Here is a 17,533-nt window from a genome sequence, read left to right on the forward strand (position 1 = left end):
TTATATATCCCTAGCGACTGATAACGGCCGATAAATTAACGTCATTGGCACCGTTATTTTCACATTTGTCTTATCACCTTGGAGCTTATTTTGCATTAGATGAAAAGCATGTTGTGCCCACGCATCTTCATTCTGCCCCATAGACCAAACTGCATTTGGTAAAAAACCAAGCATGTCACTTTCATCAAAAGTGCCTATCGGAATTTCCTGAGGAATAAACCCATAAACTTGACGAAGCGCGCTCAAGGTACCTTCTAAGATAGGCAATGACGAAGTAATAAAAGCGGAGGGGGGTTGCTTATTTTTCTTTAAGAATTCATGCATTAAGCTCTGCCCATCTTCCTTACGATTATGGCGTGCAGTCAAAACCCAGCTTTGTCGCTCTGGCATTTCATTTAAATAACCTTGCAAACGACTTTGAATTGACGGCTGTTGGGTATCACCTGCAATAAAAAATAATGGTTCGACATTAACGGTCTTTTTAATCGACTGTACTAATGTCTTACTACCGCTATAGTTGTCACTTAAAACCAAAGAGACATCCATTTCGCCGAAATCTCGGTCTAAAAATATAATGGGGCGCTTACGGGCTAATTTTCGATGATGTTGCTGAGTTTCTAAAGAGGAAGGAACAATAAACAACCCATCTACATTGCGCTCTAATAAGCGGCGAACAACTTCTTTTTCATGCTTAGGGTCACTATAAGAACACGCAATGATCAGCTGATATCCTGCTGTTTGGCAACACGTCTCAAGCTTTTCTGCCAAGGTTGAGAAAAATAAGTTCGATAAACGAGGAACAACAAGGGCAAGCGTGTCAGTTTTGTTTAATTTTAAACTGCGCGCAGCATAGTTAACCACCAGCCCATGAGTTTCAACATAAGACTGGATCCGTTCTTGGGTCGCTTTGCTAATACGGTATTGCTCCGCTTTTTGACTTAAAACTAACCGAACCGTTGTCACAGAAAGGTTTAAGTCGTTCGCAATTTGCTCAACAGTTTTTGCCATAAGTTCGCTATAATCATTTATCAATAAGCTTAAGTATAAACTAATTCGAGTTAGCAATACAGACTAGGCATGTGGCTGTTAAGCTGAGTGCACAAAAAATCAAGTGAGCAAATCACTCTCACTTACGCTTTCTTCTTTAGGAAAAGCAACTCAATATACTGAAGATAATAACAGCTGAGTATAAGGGTGCTTAGGTTGTGTAAAAATCTGATCAACACTACCCATTTCCACAACTTTTCCGGACTTCAATATCACAATACGATGGCTAATATGCTGTACAACACCCAAATCATGGGAGATAAACACCATCGCTAGCCCCAGTTTTTTCTGTAACGAAAATAATAAGTCCAATACTTGAGCCTGGGTTGTCACATCAAGGGCGGATACTGGCTCATCACAAACGAGAATATCGGGTTCACAGGCTAATGCTTGAGCAATCGAAATACGTTGCCGCTGCCCGCCAGACAGCGAAGCTGGCCTACGTTTCAATAAATGACTATCAAGCGAAACTAAAGATAATAGCTCGTGCATTCGCTGTTGTTTCTGCGCAGCGGAAAGAGTGGAATGCAGCTCTAGCGGCTGCAACAAGACTTGTTCAACCGTATGTTGTGGGTCAAAAGAACTTAAAGGGTCTTGCACTATTGTTTGAATACGTGGACGAAGAACCCTGCGCTGACGCTCTTTTAGCATGCTCCATGGCTGGTTAAGCAACTCAATATTGCCATCATCCGGTGTTTGTAGTGCTAAAATCAGCTTCCCTAGTGTCGTTTTACCTGACCCAGACTCACCAACAATACCTAAAGTTTCCCCCCTTTTCAGGGTTAACGAAATATTATCAACCGCCTGTAATTTCTGTCCATTTGGCAACCGAAAAGCACGAGAAACCTGCTCAACAGCTAGCACCGTATCCGGCTCAGCGTCTTCTGGCGATAGAGACACGGGTACTGACCAATTTGCCAAAGGGTCGCGCCCTGTCAGCCAAGTTCCTCGTGAATGTCGGGTAGGTACAGATGACAATAGTTTTATTGTATATGGGTCTTTGGGAGACTTAAGCACTTGATGAACATCCCCACTTTCTCGTGGCCGCCCGTGCTGCATCACAATCACGCGATCGGCAATATCGGCAACCACTGATAAATCGTGTGTAATGAGTAAAATACCAATCCCTAAGTTCGCTAATGATTTGAACTCTTCCAATATCTGCTTTTGGATAGTGGCATCCAACGCGGTCGTCGGCTCATCCGCAATTAATACGCGTGGTTGACCAGCCAATGCAGACGCAATTAACGCTCTTTGGCGCAATCCGCCCGATAATTCGTGGGGGTACATTTGTGAGCGATTAGCTGGGTCAGGTATTCCAACCATCTTAAGTAACGTATTTACTTTTTGCGGAATTTCACGGCGAGAAACCAATCGGTGAGCCAGCAATGGCTCCGCAATTTCTTGACCTATTTTACGCAGTGGGTCTAAAGACGTCAGAGCATCTTGCAAAACAAAACCAATTTCTCTTCCGCGTATTTTTCGCCATTGAGATTGGCTTTGATGGCGTAAATCAATGTCATAACTTACCCCTTTTGAGTCCTTGCTCAATAACGCTAAGCGTTTGGCTGATACCTCTGCGTTATCCCCCGTGAGGCCAACTAGAGTGCGTGCTGTGACGGACTTTCCTGAACCCGATTCCCCAACTAATGCGATAATTTCACCTGCATGCAATGTAAAAGACACACCAGCAACAGCATGAAAATCCGTATTTTGGGATAAAAAGCGTACATGTAGGTCTTCAACCTGCAAAATAGGTTGCCCAGGCTTTGTTATTTTAGGGTTCATTAAAATTCACCTCGTGCAATCAATCGCTGTATGCGTCTTCCCGTCAATGTAATCGTGATCACTGATAATGCAATCACCGTTGCAGGCATTAAGCTTATCCATGGCGCACTGTCTAAATAGTTTCGACCATCGGCAAGCAAAGCTCCCCATTCTGCGGTTGGAGGAGTGACACCCAAACCTAAAAAACTCAATGCAGAAGCAGCTAATACCGCGTGACCAACACCAATAGTAGCTAAGATGAGTAAAGGGCGTAGTGTATTGGGAATAATATGTCGAAAAATAATGCGCCACGATGGCGTTCCAAGGGCAATCGCATGTTCAACATAACCTGATGATTTAACCAATAACACTTGTGAACGGACTAGGCGCGCATACCCAGCGATCGCTGCAACCCCGACCGCCAGTAATGTATTCTCAGGCCCGCGACCTAAAACGGCTATGACTAATAGCGCAAGCAATAAATCCGGAAAAGCCAACATGATATCGAGCAAACGCACGAGTGGTGTGCGAATAAATCGAGGGGCTAATACTGCCGCATTTCCTAATAATATCCCGCCTAAACATGCAATTAGAGTCGCTCCTAAACCGATACTCAGTGATAACGAAGTACCATAAACCACCCGTGTATATACATCTCTTCCAAGTTGGTCTGTCCCAAACCAATGATCTGTACTTGGGGGCTGCAAGATTGCCGTTAAATCTACCTCATCTGGCGCATAGTGCGTAAACCAAGCAGGGAAAAACATCGCGAGCAACAACACCGCCAGCACCATACTCGGTAGAAATAAGCCATGATATTTCATCACAAACTGAGGGATCACCTGCGGTCGTGTTGTCTTGATCCCAAATGTGTCACTACTCATCAGATAGCCTCCTGTTTGCGTAAGCGAGGGTCGATTAACAAATAAAGGCCATCAATCAATAAATTAATCACTACAAATAAAAAAGCAGAAAACATAACAAGCCCAAGTACCAACGGCATATCCCGGTTTTCAATCGCACCTAACATAATTTGACCAATGCCTGCTCGGCCAAAAACCGTCTCCGTTAATACTGAGCCTCCCAACACTGACGCTAACAATGTGCCTGTTAAAGTTGATATCGCTAATGCTGCGTGTCGCAAAATATGACGTGCTCGCAACATAAGCTCACTCACTCCACGCGTCCTAACTGTCGTGGCAAAAGGTTGGGCTAATGCCTCTTCCATTCCATCACGCAGTACCTGGCTTAACACCGCGATTAACGGCAAACTCAATGTGATCACAGGTAATACCAATGACATCACGCCATCATTTCCCGTTACAGGAAACCACTGCAATGAAAAACTAAAAATACTGAGCAGTAAAATACCAATCCAATACACCGGCGTACTCAGTAAAATGAGTTCTAAGCCAACAATCAGGTCTTTCGCTTGATGTCGGCGCCCAGCAGTTAGAACGGCATTAATAATCGAAACCAATAACGCAAAACCTAGTCCGCCCAACGCTAAAGGCAAGGTCTCTTTTAGCCCATTGCCAATCACAGAAATAACAGGTTGCCGATACAGATAACTTTGACCTAAATCCCCCGTCAATGCATGCCCTGTGTAATTGATGTATTGCTGCCACACTGGTTTATCCAGCCCAAATTGCTGAATAATCTCTGCCCTGACAGCATCATCAACCACACCTTCCCCGCCCGTTATCACGCTAACGGGGTCGCCCGGTATAAATTTTACCACCGTAAATGAGAGGGTTGCCGCCCCCCAAAGCACGGCAACGATCATCAATATGCGATGGCTAAATAACCGGAAATTACGGTTTAATCCAAGCATCATAGAAATTCGGTTTCGCATTAGTCGCCCAGTTAATACCTTGGACTTGTTTAGATACGCCCAACTGATACGCTGGGATGTAAAGTGGTACAACATAAGCCTGATCAATAATTTGCTGCTGGATTTCATGATATAAGCGCTCACGCTCTTTATCATTCGTCCCTACCGCCTCTGACAATTGCTTATCTAAGGTATTCACACGAGCGTGGTTATTGCCTTGTGGTGGCGTAAACGCAGAATGAAACACGGTACGTAAAATGTCAGGCTCAGGACGAACAAAGAAATTTGATGCGATATCATAGCTACTTGAAGCGGTTCGCTCATCAAATACACCTGCATCCACAGGGTCAAACTGGAGGTTAAAGCCCGCTTTTTTGACTTGCTGCTGAACAGCTTGGAACAAAGTGACATCTGCGGCTTCGACGTTAGTTGGAACATAAGTAAAGCGAACAAGCAATTGCTGGCCATCTTTTGTTCGGTATCCGTCTTTATCTCGCTGATTCCAACCCGCTTCATCCAACAAACGCCCAGCTTTTTCTAGGTCATAGCCCCATAAATTACGCACTGATGGGTCGTAATACAGCGTGGCGGGCCCCAACACATTATCGGCGGCACGTAGTGAACCGAAGAAAGCAGCATTCACCGCGACAGCTGGGTCAACCGCACTTTGGAAAGCCTTACGCAATTTCACATCTGAAAAGACACCTTTCCCAGTATTCAAATACAATACGCGGTTAACGCCTGGGTTTTCATGAGTGATCACATTCAATTTAGGGTTGCTTTTTACTTGCTTGAAATTTACTGGCGGAACGGCATCAATTGCTTGAATTTGCCCACTATTTAATGCCCCTAAACGAACAGATGCTTCAGGTAAATATTTAAACTCGATATGATCTAAATACGCAGGGCCTGTATGGTTTGCATAACCAGGCCCCCAATTATAGTCAGCGCGCTTGGTTAACTTGCTGCCACTTCCCTTAACAAATGAATCTAAAAGAAATGGCCCAGAGCCCACTAACGTGAAGCTAGTATTTGGGGTATTTTTCAAATAGGTGGGTGATTGAATACCCAGATAAGGCAAGCTCAAACCTTGCAGTAACGGTGCAAATGATTCTTCATAGCGAATAACAACGGTGTACTCATCTGGTGTAGTTATCGATTTAATCGGGCCTAATAGTGATTTCGAATAATGAGAAATAGTTTTAGGGTCTAAGATCCGCTCAAAATTATATTTAACTGCTTGCGCATTTAGTGGTGTGCCATCACTAAATGTGACGTCTTTACGTAAATGGAACACATACTCTTTATTGTTATCATTAATTTCCCAACTTTCAGCAAGCCATGGCGTAAAGCGATTATCCTCCGCTTGCCCAACTAATGAATCTAGCACATTACGCGATACCACAGCGGCAACTGAATACGCCGTCAATGATGGGTCTATAATCGGCGTGTCACTACCTAACCCCACCGTTAATGTTCCACCACTCACAGGTGTTTCTGATGCAGCAAAGCTTGAGGATGTCGCGAATAAACTTAACGCAACGGTCGCCGCCGTTAAAATACTGGCGTTTGGCTTTTCAAAATAGATGTCTCGTTTACTCATTCTTTATCCCTTTTCATATGATTGCTGCACGAATTACATTAGCTCTACTCTATGAAGAGGGATTTAAAGTGAGAAAGAATAAAAAAAACTGAGTTATTTAATTTAATTATAAGATGAAATTTGAAGATATTTACCCTCACTTATTCAATAACGAATTTAATACACTAAAATAATGAAATTAAAACTTATAATAATTAATTATACGAAAATAAAAATAGTTATATATCTATTTTATCATTGAGTTAATTTGTATTTCATTCATCAAATAGTTTTTGGTTAAAAACACTATTGAACACTCCAAAAAAACCATTACACCATGATAAATAATAGATTTATCTAAAAATCACGTTTCAAAAAATAACATTTCAATATCTGAAAGCATTTAATAACCCCCTGTTGAATATAACTTATATTTTTTAATTCTTATCGTTTTATAACCGCAATGATATTTTATGAAAAAATCATCTTGTTAAATAAATTCAGTTATAAGGCAGAACAAAATGGCCTCACATCTTATCGACTTTATATTAATTGGTAATAACTTTGGCACAGAGGAAATGCGCCATGTTTGGTCGGAACATAATCGACTAAAAAGCCAAGTTGCCGTTGAAGTAGCACTCGCGAAAGCAGAAGGTGAACTAGGTTTGATCCCAACCCAAGCCGCACAATATATCGAGCAGCACGCAGATGCAGATAAACTGAATATTGAAGAGATTGCGAGCCAAGGCGCGCAAATGAAGCATTCGTTAATGCCAACCTTGATAGCATTGCAAAAGCAATGTGGTGAAGCAGGTGAGTACATTCATTATGGTGCAACCACGCAAGATATCGTGGATACCGCCACCATGTTGCAGCTAAATAGTGCATTTAACATCATTGAGCGTGATGCCAAAGCATTAGTTATCGCACTAGCAAATAGTGCAAAACGCTATCAAAACACACCAATGGTTGGCAGAACGCATGGGATGCAAGCACTTCCAACGACCTTTGGTTTTAAAGTCGCCGTTTGGTTAGATGAATTTTTGCGCCATAGCCAACGCTTGAATGAAATTAAATCACGGGTATTAACTGGAAATATCAGTGGCGCTATCTGTACTTACGCGGCATTTGGCGACAAAGGGCCTGCTGTCGAAAAACGCACATTGGATATTTTAGGGTTAAGCACCCCGACTATCGGGTGGCAATCTGCGCGAGATCGATTCAGTGAATTCGCTTCTGTTTGTGCATTAATCAGTGGCACTCTCGGCAAAATCGGGAACGAATTATACAACCTGATGCGCACTGAAATTAATGAAATCGAAGAGCCATTCTCTGCGGGGAAAATTGGTTCCACAACCATGCCTCATAAGCGTAATCCTGCGGCTTTAGAGGGTTTGGCAAGTTTGACCCATCCTCTTTTAAAGAGCGTTTCCCTCATTTATGAATCCATGCATGTTGAGCATGAAAGGGACGCCATGAGTTGGCGCGCAGAATGGATAGCGTTACCTGAGATTTGTATTTACCTGTCAGCGCAGCTGAAAAATGCCATTGCTGTTATCGAGGGCGTCACCGTCAACGAAAAACAAATGCGCCGTAACCTTGACCTACAAGGCGGCTTGTTACTATCTGAAAAAGTGATGTTCGAATTAGGCACCAAAATCGGCAAACAAACGGCGCACCATATTGTGTATGAATGTGCGATGCAATCCTACGAGGAACAACGTTCATTCAAAGCTGTTTTGCAAGCCAATGAACAATTAGCTGGATTAATTTCTGAGCAAGAACTCGACGCATGGTTAGATCCAATTAACTATTTAGGGTCAGCACCTCAAAAAGTTGACCAAGTGATCGCCCACGCGAAAGCACTCGGTTTATTCGCAGAATAAGGACAAAGCCGTTATGTACCAATACCGTCAATTACTCGCTGCTGATGCAACTGTATTTTACCAACTACTTCATCATGCTTACGCAGAAATTAAGCATTTGGGTATTCGTTTTGATGCGGCAATCGCTGACTTAGCAGCAATGACTCAACACCTCAATAATCACGCGGTTTATGGGATGTTTGAAGACGGTATTTTAATTGCTTCTGTCACTTTACGTTACCCATGGGGCAAGCAACCCGGCCCGTTTGGTCTACCTCATATTGGCTGGTTTGCGACAGCACCCACACACCGAGGCCAGCAGTTAGGTAAAAAAATATTAGCGTGGTTTGAAGATAGTATTTTATCGCAACAGCTGCGGGCACCGGCTTATTCACTCGGTACCGCCGAGAGCCACCCATGGCTAGTCAATTACTATCAATCTTTGGGCTTTCAAATCATTGAAAAAAGGGATTTAGGCAAAGGCCACATAACTATTTTTATGCAAAAAATCATTGAACAACAACGTTATACACAATGGTTAGCAATTTCTAATCAACCGGAGAAAACACGATGAAAAAATACATTACGCTGATCGCAGGTCTCGTCGCGGCAACGACTTTGCTGACTGCTTGTGATAACAAAACCGAAAAAGCACCTGAGGCACAATCCAGCCAAGAACTGCGTATTGGTGCCACTGGGCTCAGTTTCCCAAGTGCCTATAAAAAAGATGGCAAGCTCACTGGCTTTGACGTTGAATTGGCAGAAACCATCGCAAAAGACCTCAATTATAAAATTGTCTGGGTCACCTCTGACTTTAGCGGCTTAATGGGGCAACTTGAGGCGAAAAAGCTAGATACTGTCGCAAACGTGGTGTCAATCACCCCCGCTCGACAAGAAAAATATGATTTCACGGCACCTTATAGCTACTACGGTAGTCAGCTTGTGACCAATAAATCAAACGAAAACATCAATACTGTCGATGATTTAAAAGGAAAAACAATCGCTGGGGTTTTGGGTTCTAACCACCTCGTAAACCTGAAAAAAGCCTTTGGTGACAATGGTGTCACTATCCGCACGTATGAAAGTCGTGATGCCGCAATGAATGATGCGATTAACAACCGTGTTCAAGCTTATGTTAACTCGCGTCCTATCCTATTAGCCGAAATCAAAGAGAACAATCTGCCATTAAAACTGGTCGGTGAACCCTTAGTGATTGAAGCTGTCGGTTTCCCTTTCCAGAAAGATGAAAAAGGCAACGAGCTCAAAGCGGCATTTGATAAAGAATTAGACGTGTTACGCCAAGATGGACGCTTAAAAGCGCTGTCAGAAAAATACTTTGGTGAAGATATCACCGCTAAAAAAGCCAACTAATTAGTCTAGGCTCTTACCAGCCTTAAGGACTCGGGCTGGTAAACATTTGTAAGGCATGAATGATGAATTTAGATTTCGACTATATTGTGCGGATCTTTCCGCAAATTTTAAGCTACCTACCTGTCACGCTATTTCTTGCTATTGTTTCAATGGCTTGTGCGATGACATTGGGGTTGACGCTCGCACTACTGCGGATTACAGGTATCAAAGCCGTTGTTAAAATCGTGGACTTATACGTGTCCTTATTCCGTGGAATTCCAACGCTAGTACAACTGTTTATTATCTATTTCGGCTTACCTCAAGCCTTTCCCATTTTTAGTGGGATGGATGCGTTCACGGCGGCAATTATTGGCTTTAGCCTCAAAAATTCTGCCTATATGGCCGAAATCTATCGTGCTGGATTAACCTCGGTCGACTTTGGGCAAATGGAGGCAGGCTTATCTATTGGCATGCAAAAGCGCCAAATTTACCGCCGTATTATTTTGCCACAAGCGATGTTAAACACGCTCCCTGCTACAGGTAATACCTTTATTTCATTGATAAAGGACACTTCAGTCGCCTTTGCTCTTGGCGTCACAGAACTGTTTGCAGAAGGTAAAATGATCGCTGCTGAATCATTACGCTACTTCGAAACATTCATTGTTGTTGGGCTCATTTACTGGCTCACCGTACTTATCTATAGCCGTCTTCAAACGGTGTTAGAAAAACGCTTAAGCCAATCATTACAACGTTAAGGAATGATAATGATCCGTGTATCGCAACTGAATAAAAGCTTCGGCGAAAATACTGTTTTAAATAACATTTCCCTCGATATTGAAGAAGGGGAAGTAGTGGCTATTATCGGTCCATCAGGCTCTGGAAAATCCACATTACTACGCTGCCTAAACTTGTTGGAACACCCTGAGTCCGGCACCATACAAATTGGCGATGTCCAATTAGACACACATAAGCACAGTGTTAATGAAGCCTATGCCCTACGACGTCAAACAGCAATGGTATTTCAAAATTACAACCTATTTAAAAACAAGACTGCCCTTGAAAACGTGACAGAAGGGTTAATTACCGTCAAAAAAATCGCCAAAAGTGAAGCCGATAAAATTGGCTTAGCCCTGTTGGAGAAAGTGGGTCTTGCAGAACATAGCCACAAGTATCCCGTCACCTTATCTGGCGGGCAACAACAGCGGGTGAGCATTGCTCGCGCACTTGCCGTCAAGCCACTCGCCATTTTATTTGATGAGCCAACCTCGGCTCTCGACCCTGAAAGAGTATTCGAGGTTCTTCAGGTGATTAAATCTCTTGCACAACAAAAAACCACCATGGTGATCGTGACTCATGAAATGGAGTTTGCAAAAGAAGTGGCTGACCGCGTGATTTTTATGGCCGATGGGCACATTGTCGAACAAGGCCCCGCTGAGCAAGTTATTCGCTTCTCTGAAAACCCACAAACGCGCCGCTTCTTACGTCAATTGACCAATATAGAGCCAATCGACGAATTCAATATATAACCAAAAAATATCCACAGGCACCTGCACCTCAATTGGGAGAAATTAAATGAACATTAGCCACCACGAGCAAGCACTTGCAGATAAAATTCAGGCATTTCGCCATGAAATGCACCGTTTTCCTGAATTATCGAATCAAGAACATCAAACAACACAGCGTATTCGTGATGCCTTAACGGAAGCAGGGATCACCATTTTACCCCTTCCACTCGCAACTGGGTTAGTGGCAGAAATCAAAGGCCAACAAGACGGCCCGTTAGTCGTATTACGCTCCGATATTGATGCACTACCGATTGAAGAAGAATCTGGCGTTGATTTTGTCTCTCAAAACAAAGGGGTAATGCACGCTTGTGGCCATGATTTTCATGCATCAGCAGCGCTTGGTGCGGCTATTTTACTGCAACAAAATAGCGCCAATTTAAAAGGTACTGTACGCGTTCTCTTCCAAGCCGCGGAAGAAACCGGCCAAGGTGCGCCAGCGCTACTCGCGACAGGTGCATTAGATGGTGCCCTTGCGATATTTGGTATTCACAATGACCCTACGTTGCCTGTCGGTGTTGTGGGAAGTAAAGAAGGCGCTCTTACCGCTGGAGTTGACCGTTTTGAAATTAAAATCGCCGCAAAAGGTGCCCATGCCGCTAAACCTCATGAAGGTAATGACCCATTAATTATCATTGCTCAGATTATTAATGCAACACAATCAATTATCAGCAGAAATGTTTCCTCTGATCAAAACGCCGTCGTGTCCATTACACAAGTTCACAGTGGCAGTACATGGAATGTCATCCCTGATACCGCTTACTTAGAAGGTACCGTACGTACCTTTAAACAATCGACTCGAGAACAAATTGAGCAGCGTTTACGTCAAATATTAGATGGGATCGCCACCACCTTTGATGCTCAAATAGAACTGTTATGGCACCCAGGTCCACCTTCGGTAGTCAACACGGGTGAATGGGTGGATCTCGCGCTACTCCAAGCTGAGAAATCGGGTTTTGAGGCTATTCGAGTCGAAGCCAGCCCAATTGGTGAAGACTTTGCCTTCTATCAGCAAAAAATACCTGGGGCTTTTATGATGATCGGTTCAGGGGGGCCATATGCCCTACATCACCCCAAATTCCGAGTTGATGATAAAGCATTATACCCAACAGCCCGTTACCTCGCTCAACTGGCTGAAACCACGCTAAACAAATACAGCGGAAAGGTGCAATGATTAGCGAGCTAACCACTATTTTGGCGGAGAAAATTATTGAGGCTTCTCCGCCTCTTTGCGCACAGCAAGCCGCACAAAATGGCATTAAAGATTACCTCGCTGTCACGCTCTCGGTGACAGAAGGCCACATTAATGATGCGGGTTGGCAACAATTAAGTGCCCTATACCCTGAGCGTGATCCGCGCAGTATTGCGCTATTATTGGGCTATGCAGGGCATGCCCTTGATTTTGATGATTTTCACGCGAATTTTCGCGGTCATCCATCGACGGTTATTTTACCTGCACTTTTTGCCCTAGCACCAGCTCAAGGCGAAATCGATAATGTGCGATTTTTAAACGCTTATTGTGTTGGGGTCGAAGTCGCTGGCAGATTAGGGTTAGCAGTCACTAACCAACATTATCAACTGGGTTTTCATTCAACAGGAAGTTTAGGGGCAATCGCAGCCACAGCCGCGTTATGCTACTTATTCGATGCTGATTTAAACACAACGGCCTGCGCGCTTGGCCTTGCGGCAACACAATCAACCGCACTACGCGCACAATTTGGTTCAGCGGTAAAACCTCTTCATGCTGGGCTGGCAGCACAATCCGCCGTAATGTCATTCCAATTAGCCTCTAGCGGTTTCTCATCTCGCCCCCATGGCGTGATTGAGGCATTCCTAGATGCAATGAGCCACCGGCAAGCGGCGCCTGAGCTTCTAACTAAAGATTGGGGGAAACCGTGGCGTATCGAGTCTCCAGGCCTTGAATTTAAACCTTATCCTACGTGTGCAGGTACTCACTCCGCTGTCGCCGTGACCCAAGTTTTACGTGACCGCTGGTTAAGCAGCGGAAAGCCACTCATCGCGCTTCTTGATAACCTTCAACGTATCGATATTGCTTTTCCATTGGGAGGAGATATTGCTGCCAACATTAGAGTGCCTGAAAATGGCATCGAAGCGCGTTTTTGCCTTGAATACATCATTGCCGCAATGTTGATTAAGGGAGATTTACATTTATGCGATTTCACTCAACCTGAGCTAGACCCACAAATTATGGCATTGGCTCAACGGGTTAACCGCAATCCAGATAGAAGCGTTCCGCCAGATGTACTTGCTCCCGAAAAACGTTTTCACCAAGTCACATTGTTTCTCGCAGGTTCAACTCAATTAAGCCATCGCTTAGACCGTCAGCAATTTCTCAAATTACCCGTTGATTTAAAACAAAAGTGGCAAAACTGCCTGACGAACGCGACCTATCAAGAAATTGAAGCCTGGTTAGAGCTATGCCTTTTCAATACCCCACAAAGCACGCTATCAATTAGAAATAAGCTCATTAACAGTTTGAATTAATTTTCCTCTATCAGTAATGCTGATAGAGGTTATTTCCTATTTATGTCGTTAATAATAACTTGATGAAACAGCGGCCAACCCCTATCCCTTTTCACCCTCTTACACAGAATGGTGTATACTCGCCGACAAGAACTTTACTCACGGTTAATTAATAATGAAAGAAATCGAAAAAACACAAATTAAACTTCTCAGCGATCGTTTAGACCTTATTCGTCACCAAATGGCAAGCATGCAATTGACGAACGAAGCGGAAAAATACGCAGAACTTGAGAAAGAAAAAGCGACGCTAGAAGTTGAAATTGCTCGTCTGAAAGCATTGCGTAACAAGAAGCTAAGCAAAGAAGCGCAAAAATTGGTAGATATGCCATTCAAACGCCCCATCACTAAGAAAGAACAAGCTGATCTTGGCAAACTGAAGAAATCCGTACGCGGTTTAGTGATTGTCCACCCAATGACGGCATTAGGTCGCGAAATGGAACTGGATGAAATGACCGGTTTTTGTAAATCTGATTTCTAGTAAGGAAATCAACGCAACTAAAACTTGTGATGCTCCACGAATACTGGAAGGTTCTTAATACGCTCTTCGTTGTTATGAACCGCCAGAGAATATTATCTCCCATGTCTCTGGCGATCACAGGAGTCGAGTCGTACTTTATGGGTAATAGCGTTGATATTAAATGAGTTTATTGAGTTGGATAAATATCAGTGCCCCCATTAATGCCCCCAGATTATTTTTTGAGTAGAAATTGAGCAGATAAATAATGATGGAACGGAACGATAAATTCAGTTTATCACTATACGAATTAGGCTCAGAACAAGCTGGCAGTTTTGAAGTCGATTGCTGTTGTTTATTATCTGTTGCTTAGATGAATTGTTTTTCGTAAGCGTCTAGGTGATGCTTAAAGAATTTCTCATATTCTTCAGCTGACTCAACTAAAACGGTCACCTCTATACACTGCCCTCCCCATTCCTCTGAATAATCTTCGATTGCAATGAATTCACAAGCAATTTCTTCATCAGTCTCAGAAATGAATATTTTACAATTAGTTGTATTGATACCTAATGTATAAAACTGAGTGGGTTCTAAAGCTCCGAACACAAACCCCATCGGTGGATCACTTATCTCTAACTCAGTGATGCCAATAATTTCATCTTTATTTATAATCTTATATTTCATTCAATTTTTTTCGGTTGCGGTTAGCGCGTCGATTAATGATTTCTTGCACATAATGCTCAATAGAAATGTGCTTTTCCCGAGTCACTTGCTCAATAAACACCTGAAGACGATCAAATTTAGAGTAAAGCGTCTCTGAAATAAGCCTATCGAAATCCCTTTGAGTAAAACGGTGCTCTCCATCCATAGTCGAACGCTGTAGCAATGTATGTGCTATGATTTCAAGGACTGCACGCCTGTAATCATCAGAAAGTAAAATATCCAGATCGTTTTGGCAAATATCAAACGTAAAACTGAAACTGGCAAAACCCGAGTCGACAGGCAGTGAATAGGTTAAATGAGAACCAGAGCGTTTAACATGAGGTTCATAACCATTCCCCATGAGTCGTATTGACTGCATGTTCTGTTCCTATTCTTTCAACCAGTTAATCGAGTTGGAAAACTATCCGTTAATTTTGCAAAAAACGCATTAATTCTTGCCACTCTTGCTTAAGCCTATTTTTGAAATATAACGTACAGAGATAGCTTTTAAATTTACCAAATACACTTTGCTCTTTCTTTTTCAATATACCAATTTCTCTCCATAATTCATCTGCATCAAAAGCAGTCCATACGGGAGGTACAGGGGATAACAGATTGCAGGAGCAGATAGGAGCAACATACCGACACAACATGACTTGAACATACTCAACGGGAAAATATTTTGCGATCGAGGCGATATATTCGAAATTCACCCAATTATCCACAAATATATCGGATAACGCTGCACAGAGGTCTTTATCTGTATACGTTCTATCCACAGCAGATCACTTCTTTTGCTTACTGGTTTTCAACAAATCTTTCAGCGCCGCCATGTTCACCCTCGCCCCTTCGATTTCTTTTAACCGACGGCGTTTTTGAGCAAAAATATCAAACACTGCTTTAGCCTTTTCGTCAGCGGCTTTCTTACTTATTCCACCAGCGCCTTGTAATACGTTACGGTCATTGAAACTTAAAAACTGATCCAGCTTAGTATCCCAATCCTGTAAGAAAACCTGCTTACGGCGTAGTGCTTGGTCTTCGGCAAAATCTAGCCACATATTGACGATACGGTTTAATTCTTTGAGTTCATTTTCACGTAGATAGTTTTTTGCAATAGTGACGTCTGTTTTGCGAACTTCATCGGATTTATAACTCGTTAAGCCCATATCTGGTTGACTGGCATCTGCGCGACTGGCAATAAGCTCAGCCGCAGTCATGCCCGTACAAGCAAAATGCAGTTTGTTTTGAATAGATTGGAAGAAACGAGTAGTTTCTTTATTAGAAGGTTCATAGTCTGCCGCCATAGTGAAGATCTCTTTCACTCGTAAATACACCCGCCGCTCACTGGCACGAATATCACGGATGCGTTCGAGCATCTCATCAAAGTAATCCGGCACGACTGACTGACCGATAGGCGGGTTTTTCAGCCGCTCATCGTCCATCACAAACCCTTTGATCAGATACTGCTCCAGCGTTTGCGTTGCCCACTGACGAAACTGAGTACCACGAACAGAACGGACCCGGTAACCAACGGCGAGGATCATTGAGAGGTTGTAATGCAGTGTATTGCGATTAACCTGCCGATTACCTTCCTGCCGAACTTGTAAGAAAGACTTACAAGTTGAATTTTGTACAAGCTCACCCTCTTCGTAGATAGCTTTAACATGCTGAGTTATTGCTTGAGGAGTTACTTGATAAAGGTTGGCAATCTCAGCCTGAGATAACCACAGAGTATCAGACTCAAAGCGGCATTCGACGTGAGTTTGCCCATCTTCACTGCGGAACAAAACAAATTCGCCCTGTGGCGCTTCAGGAAGATTTTCACTCATCAAATTGCCTCCACTCTCTATACGTTATGCATAAACTATGAACAACAATATAGTATATTTAACAAAAAAATAAGGCCATCAATGAATAGATAGAAAGCACATTATTTTATGCAAAAACAATGTGCTATCATTCCTATATTCTTTCTCTTCCAGAAAAATGTTCATACATCCTTTCTGTCATCACCCACAGCGCCTTATTCAATTTGATATCCCCATCAATACCATTCACCGAACGAGTACGAGCACGAGCACGCTTGCCTTTCGCATTTTTGCCAGATAACCCACCTTTAATTAAATTCTCCTGCAAGCGTTGATATACCGTCCACAGATCATCTTTCTTATCCTCCCAGCGACGCGGTTGTAATACTTGTTCCTCGGTAATCGGTTGATGTTCCTCACCAAAGCGATACTGAATTGGTGGCTATGCACCTGTTTAGATAATGGCACAACATGTGGTCGCTTCACCTTCATCACTTCAGCCGGAATTTCCCAAATCCATAAATATCCTGCCCACGAGCGAAACTAGCGGGTACATTCCAAAGGATAGTCGTTTCTCTTTTCCTCCAAAACGGTACTTCATTCTCCAAGCCTTCGATCCGTTAATGTTAACTTCGAGATACAACCCCCCCTCCATCTGCCATTTTATAGGGAGTTACCATTGGCCTTGAGGCCGCTACCTGACTGGCTTTGAGCTTCATTGTGGGGGCATCCAAAAAACAGGGGAAAATTATGCCCCCAATTTTGCCCCCAAACAGGGGTAGAAACCAGTAAACAAGGGGAGAATCAGACAGACTACAGAAAGATAAATCTTATTGATTTAAAAGGAAAATATGGATTTTAGGAGAAATTCAGAAACAGCATTTGGCGGAAGATCACAGGAGTCGAACCTGCCCGGGACTGCTGGCAGCCCCAACTGGATTTGAAATCCAGCCGCCTCACCGGAGACGACGATCTTCCTCTATAGATTGGAAAGTGATTATAGACTGAATTCATTATT

At 43.1% G+C, this 17,533-nt stretch carries 17 protein-coding genes, 1 tRNA gene and 2 pseudogenes; 8 read left to right on the top strand and 12 right to left on the bottom strand.

Going from position 1 to position 17,533, the window contains the following annotated elements; all coding sequences use genetic code 11:
• The 5 genes from AC4IFO_RS10150 to AC4IFO_RS10170 form a co-directional block, all read right to left on the bottom strand.
• On the bottom strand, positions 1-1,008 hold the full coding sequence (locus AC4IFO_RS10150; protein WP_490734009.1) for a substrate-binding domain-containing protein: 1,008 nt from the start codon (positions 1,006-1,008) through the stop codon (positions 1-3).
• A 150-nt stretch (positions 1,009-1,158) separates the two neighbouring features.
• Positions 1,159-2,835 (bottom strand): dipeptide ABC transporter ATP-binding protein, encoded by a 1,677-nt coding sequence (locus AC4IFO_RS10155; protein ID WP_490734011.1) that lies wholly within the window; start codon positions 2,833-2,835, stop codon positions 1,159-1,161.
• Positions 2,835-3,638 (bottom strand): ABC transporter permease, encoded by an 804-nt coding sequence (locus AC4IFO_RS10160; protein ID WP_490734108.1) that lies wholly within the window; start codon positions 3,636-3,638, stop codon positions 2,835-2,837. The genes AC4IFO_RS10155 and AC4IFO_RS10160 overlap by 1 nt, the downstream gene beginning before the upstream one ends.
• Positions 3,639-3,697: 59 nt before the next feature.
• Positions 3,698-4,651: an ABC transporter permease gene (locus AC4IFO_RS10165; protein ID WP_490734110.1), complete on the bottom strand. Its 954-nt coding sequence runs from the start codon at positions 4,649-4,651 to the stop codon at positions 3,698-3,700.
• Entirely contained in the window at positions 4,629-6,251 is a 1,623-nt protein-coding gene (locus AC4IFO_RS10170; RefSeq protein WP_490734013.1) for an ABC transporter substrate-binding protein, read from the bottom strand. The genes AC4IFO_RS10165 and AC4IFO_RS10170 overlap by 23 nt, the downstream gene beginning before the upstream one ends.
• 500 nt (positions 6,252-6,751) lie before the next feature.
• Here AC4IFO_RS10170 and purB point away from each other — a divergent pair, with 500 nt between their 5' ends.
• The 8 genes from purB (at position 6,752) to AC4IFO_RS10210 (ending at position 14,029) form a co-directional block, all read left to right on the top strand.
• A complete protein-coding gene (gene purB, locus AC4IFO_RS10175) occupies positions 6,752-8,116 on the top strand; it encodes an adenylosuccinate lyase (RefSeq protein ID WP_490734015.1) in 1,365 nt (454 codons plus the stop codon).
• A gap of 13 nt (positions 8,117-8,129) precedes the next feature.
• Positions 8,130-8,669 (top strand): GNAT family N-acetyltransferase, encoded by a 540-nt coding sequence (locus AC4IFO_RS10180; RefSeq protein WP_490734017.1) that lies wholly within the window; start codon positions 8,130-8,132, stop codon positions 8,667-8,669.
• Positions 8,666-9,466, top strand: a complete 801-nt coding sequence (locus AC4IFO_RS10185) for an amino acid ABC transporter substrate-binding protein (protein ID WP_490734019.1) — start codon at positions 8,666-8,668, stop codon at positions 9,464-9,466. The genes AC4IFO_RS10180 and AC4IFO_RS10185 overlap by 4 nt, the downstream gene beginning before the upstream one ends.
• Before the next feature lie 62 nt (positions 9,467-9,528).
• Positions 9,529-10,200, top strand: coding sequence for an amino acid ABC transporter permease (locus AC4IFO_RS10190; RefSeq protein ID WP_490734112.1), 672 nt, complete (start codon positions 9,529-9,531; stop codon positions 10,198-10,200).
• A 3-nt stretch (positions 10,201-10,203) separates the two neighbouring features.
• A complete protein-coding gene (locus AC4IFO_RS10195) occupies positions 10,204-10,971 on the top strand; it encodes an amino acid ABC transporter ATP-binding protein (protein ID WP_490734021.1) in 768 nt (255 codons plus the stop codon).
• A gap of 46 nt (positions 10,972-11,017) precedes the next feature.
• The gene (locus tag AC4IFO_RS10200) at positions 11,018-12,181 is read left to right on the top strand and encodes an amidohydrolase (protein ID WP_490734023.1); all 1,164 of its coding nucleotides are present in this window, start codon (positions 11,018-11,020) and stop codon (positions 12,179-12,181) included.
• The gene (locus AC4IFO_RS10205) at positions 12,178-13,512 is read left to right on the top strand and encodes an MmgE/PrpD family protein (protein ID WP_490734025.1); all 1,335 of its coding nucleotides are present in this window, start codon (positions 12,178-12,180) and stop codon (positions 13,510-13,512) included. The genes AC4IFO_RS10200 and AC4IFO_RS10205 overlap by 4 nt, the downstream gene beginning before the upstream one ends.
• Before the next feature lie 154 nt (positions 13,513-13,666).
• Positions 13,667-14,029, top strand: coding sequence for a YibL family ribosome-associated protein (locus AC4IFO_RS10210; RefSeq protein ID WP_490734027.1), 363 nt, complete (start codon positions 13,667-13,669; stop codon positions 14,027-14,029).
• Between the two features lie 345 nt (positions 14,030-14,374).
• Here the strand turns inward: AC4IFO_RS10210 and AC4IFO_RS10215 are convergent, their stop codons facing one another.
• The 7 genes and pseudogenes from AC4IFO_RS10215 to AC4IFO_RS10245 form a co-directional block, all read right to left on the bottom strand.
• Positions 14,375-14,689 (bottom strand): hypothetical protein, encoded by a 315-nt coding sequence (locus AC4IFO_RS10215; RefSeq protein ID WP_490734029.1) that lies wholly within the window; start codon positions 14,687-14,689, stop codon positions 14,375-14,377.
• Positions 14,679-15,086: a hypothetical protein gene (locus AC4IFO_RS10220; protein WP_490734031.1), complete on the bottom strand. Its 408-nt coding sequence runs from the start codon at positions 15,084-15,086 to the stop codon at positions 14,679-14,681. Before AC4IFO_RS10220 ends, AC4IFO_RS10215 begins: the two co-directional genes overlap by 11 nt.
• 49 nt (positions 15,087-15,135) lie before the next feature.
• Entirely contained in the window at positions 15,136-15,486 is a 351-nt protein-coding gene (locus tag AC4IFO_RS10225; protein ID WP_490734033.1) for a DUF7079 family protein, read from the bottom strand.
• A gap of 6 nt (positions 15,487-15,492) precedes the next feature.
• Entirely contained in the window at positions 15,493-16,536 is a 1,044-nt protein-coding gene (locus AC4IFO_RS10230) for a virulence RhuM family protein (RefSeq protein ID WP_490734035.1), read from the bottom strand.
• A gap of 133 nt (positions 16,537-16,669) precedes the next feature.
• Positions 16,670-16,951: pseudogene (locus tag AC4IFO_RS10235) on the bottom strand (DUF932 domain-containing protein); the annotation flags it as partial.
• A 99-nt stretch (positions 16,952-17,050) separates the two neighbouring features.
• Positions 17,051-17,234 (bottom strand): annotated as a pseudogene (locus AC4IFO_RS10240) (Arm DNA-binding domain-containing protein); the annotation flags it as partial.
• Positions 17,235-17,398: 164 nt separating this feature from the next.
• Positions 17,399-17,493 (bottom strand) — tRNA-Sec (locus AC4IFO_RS10245).
• Between the last annotated feature and the right edge of the window lie 40 nt (positions 17,494-17,533).

The sequence above is a fragment of the Providencia sp. UF-224 genome, assembly GCF_058245955.1.

What these genes read in the sequence shown, in the direction of transcription:
- AC4IFO_RS10220 (WP_490734031.1), bottom strand. Translation starts at nt 15,086, where the DNA reads ATGCAGTCAATACGACTCATGGGGAATGGTTATGAACCTCATGTTAAA.
- purB (WP_490734015.1), top strand. Translation starts at nt 6,752, where the DNA reads ATGGCCTCACATCTTATCGACTTTATATTAATTGGTAATAACTTTGGC.
- AC4IFO_RS10215 (WP_490734029.1), bottom strand. Translation starts at nt 14,689, where the DNA reads ATGAAATATAAGATTATAAATAAAGATGAAATTATTGGCATCACTGAG.
- AC4IFO_RS10185 (WP_490734019.1), top strand. Translation starts at nt 8,666, where the DNA reads ATGAAAAAATACATTACGCTGATCGCAGGTCTCGTCGCGGCAACGACT.
- AC4IFO_RS10230 (WP_490734035.1), bottom strand. Translation starts at nt 16,536, where the DNA reads ATGAGTGAAAATCTTCCTGAAGCGCCACAGGGCGAATTTGTTTTGTTC.
- AC4IFO_RS10170 (WP_490734013.1), bottom strand. Translation starts at nt 6,251, where the DNA reads ATGAGTAAACGAGACATCTATTTTGAAAAGCCAAACGCCAGTATTTTA.
- AC4IFO_RS10150 (WP_490734009.1), bottom strand. Translation starts at nt 1,008, where the DNA reads ATGGCAAAAACTGTTGAGCAAATTGCGAACGACTTAAACCTTTCTGTG.
- AC4IFO_RS10205 (WP_490734025.1), top strand. Translation starts at nt 12,178, where the DNA reads ATGATTAGCGAGCTAACCACTATTTTGGCGGAGAAAATTATTGAGGCT.
- AC4IFO_RS10195 (WP_490734021.1), top strand. Translation starts at nt 10,204, where the DNA reads ATGATAATGATCCGTGTATCGCAACTGAATAAAAGCTTCGGCGAAAAT.
- AC4IFO_RS10200 (WP_490734023.1), top strand. Translation starts at nt 11,018, where the DNA reads ATGAACATTAGCCACCACGAGCAAGCACTTGCAGATAAAATTCAGGCA.
- AC4IFO_RS10210 (WP_490734027.1), top strand. Translation starts at nt 13,667, where the DNA reads ATGAAAGAAATCGAAAAAACACAAATTAAACTTCTCAGCGATCGTTTA.
- AC4IFO_RS10190 (WP_490734112.1), top strand. Translation starts at nt 9,529, where the DNA reads ATGAATTTAGATTTCGACTATATTGTGCGGATCTTTCCGCAAATTTTA.
- AC4IFO_RS10155 (WP_490734011.1), bottom strand. Translation starts at nt 2,835, where the DNA reads ATGAACCCTAAAATAACAAAGCCTGGGCAACCTATTTTGCAGGTTGAA.
- AC4IFO_RS10180 (WP_490734017.1), top strand. Translation starts at nt 8,130, where the DNA reads ATGTACCAATACCGTCAATTACTCGCTGCTGATGCAACTGTATTTTAC.
- AC4IFO_RS10165 (WP_490734110.1), bottom strand. Translation starts at nt 4,651, where the DNA reads ATGATGCTTGGATTAAACCGTAATTTCCGGTTATTTAGCCATCGCATA.
- AC4IFO_RS10160 (WP_490734108.1), bottom strand. Translation starts at nt 3,638, where the DNA reads ATGAAATATCATGGCTTATTTCTACCGAGTATGGTGCTGGCGGTGTTG.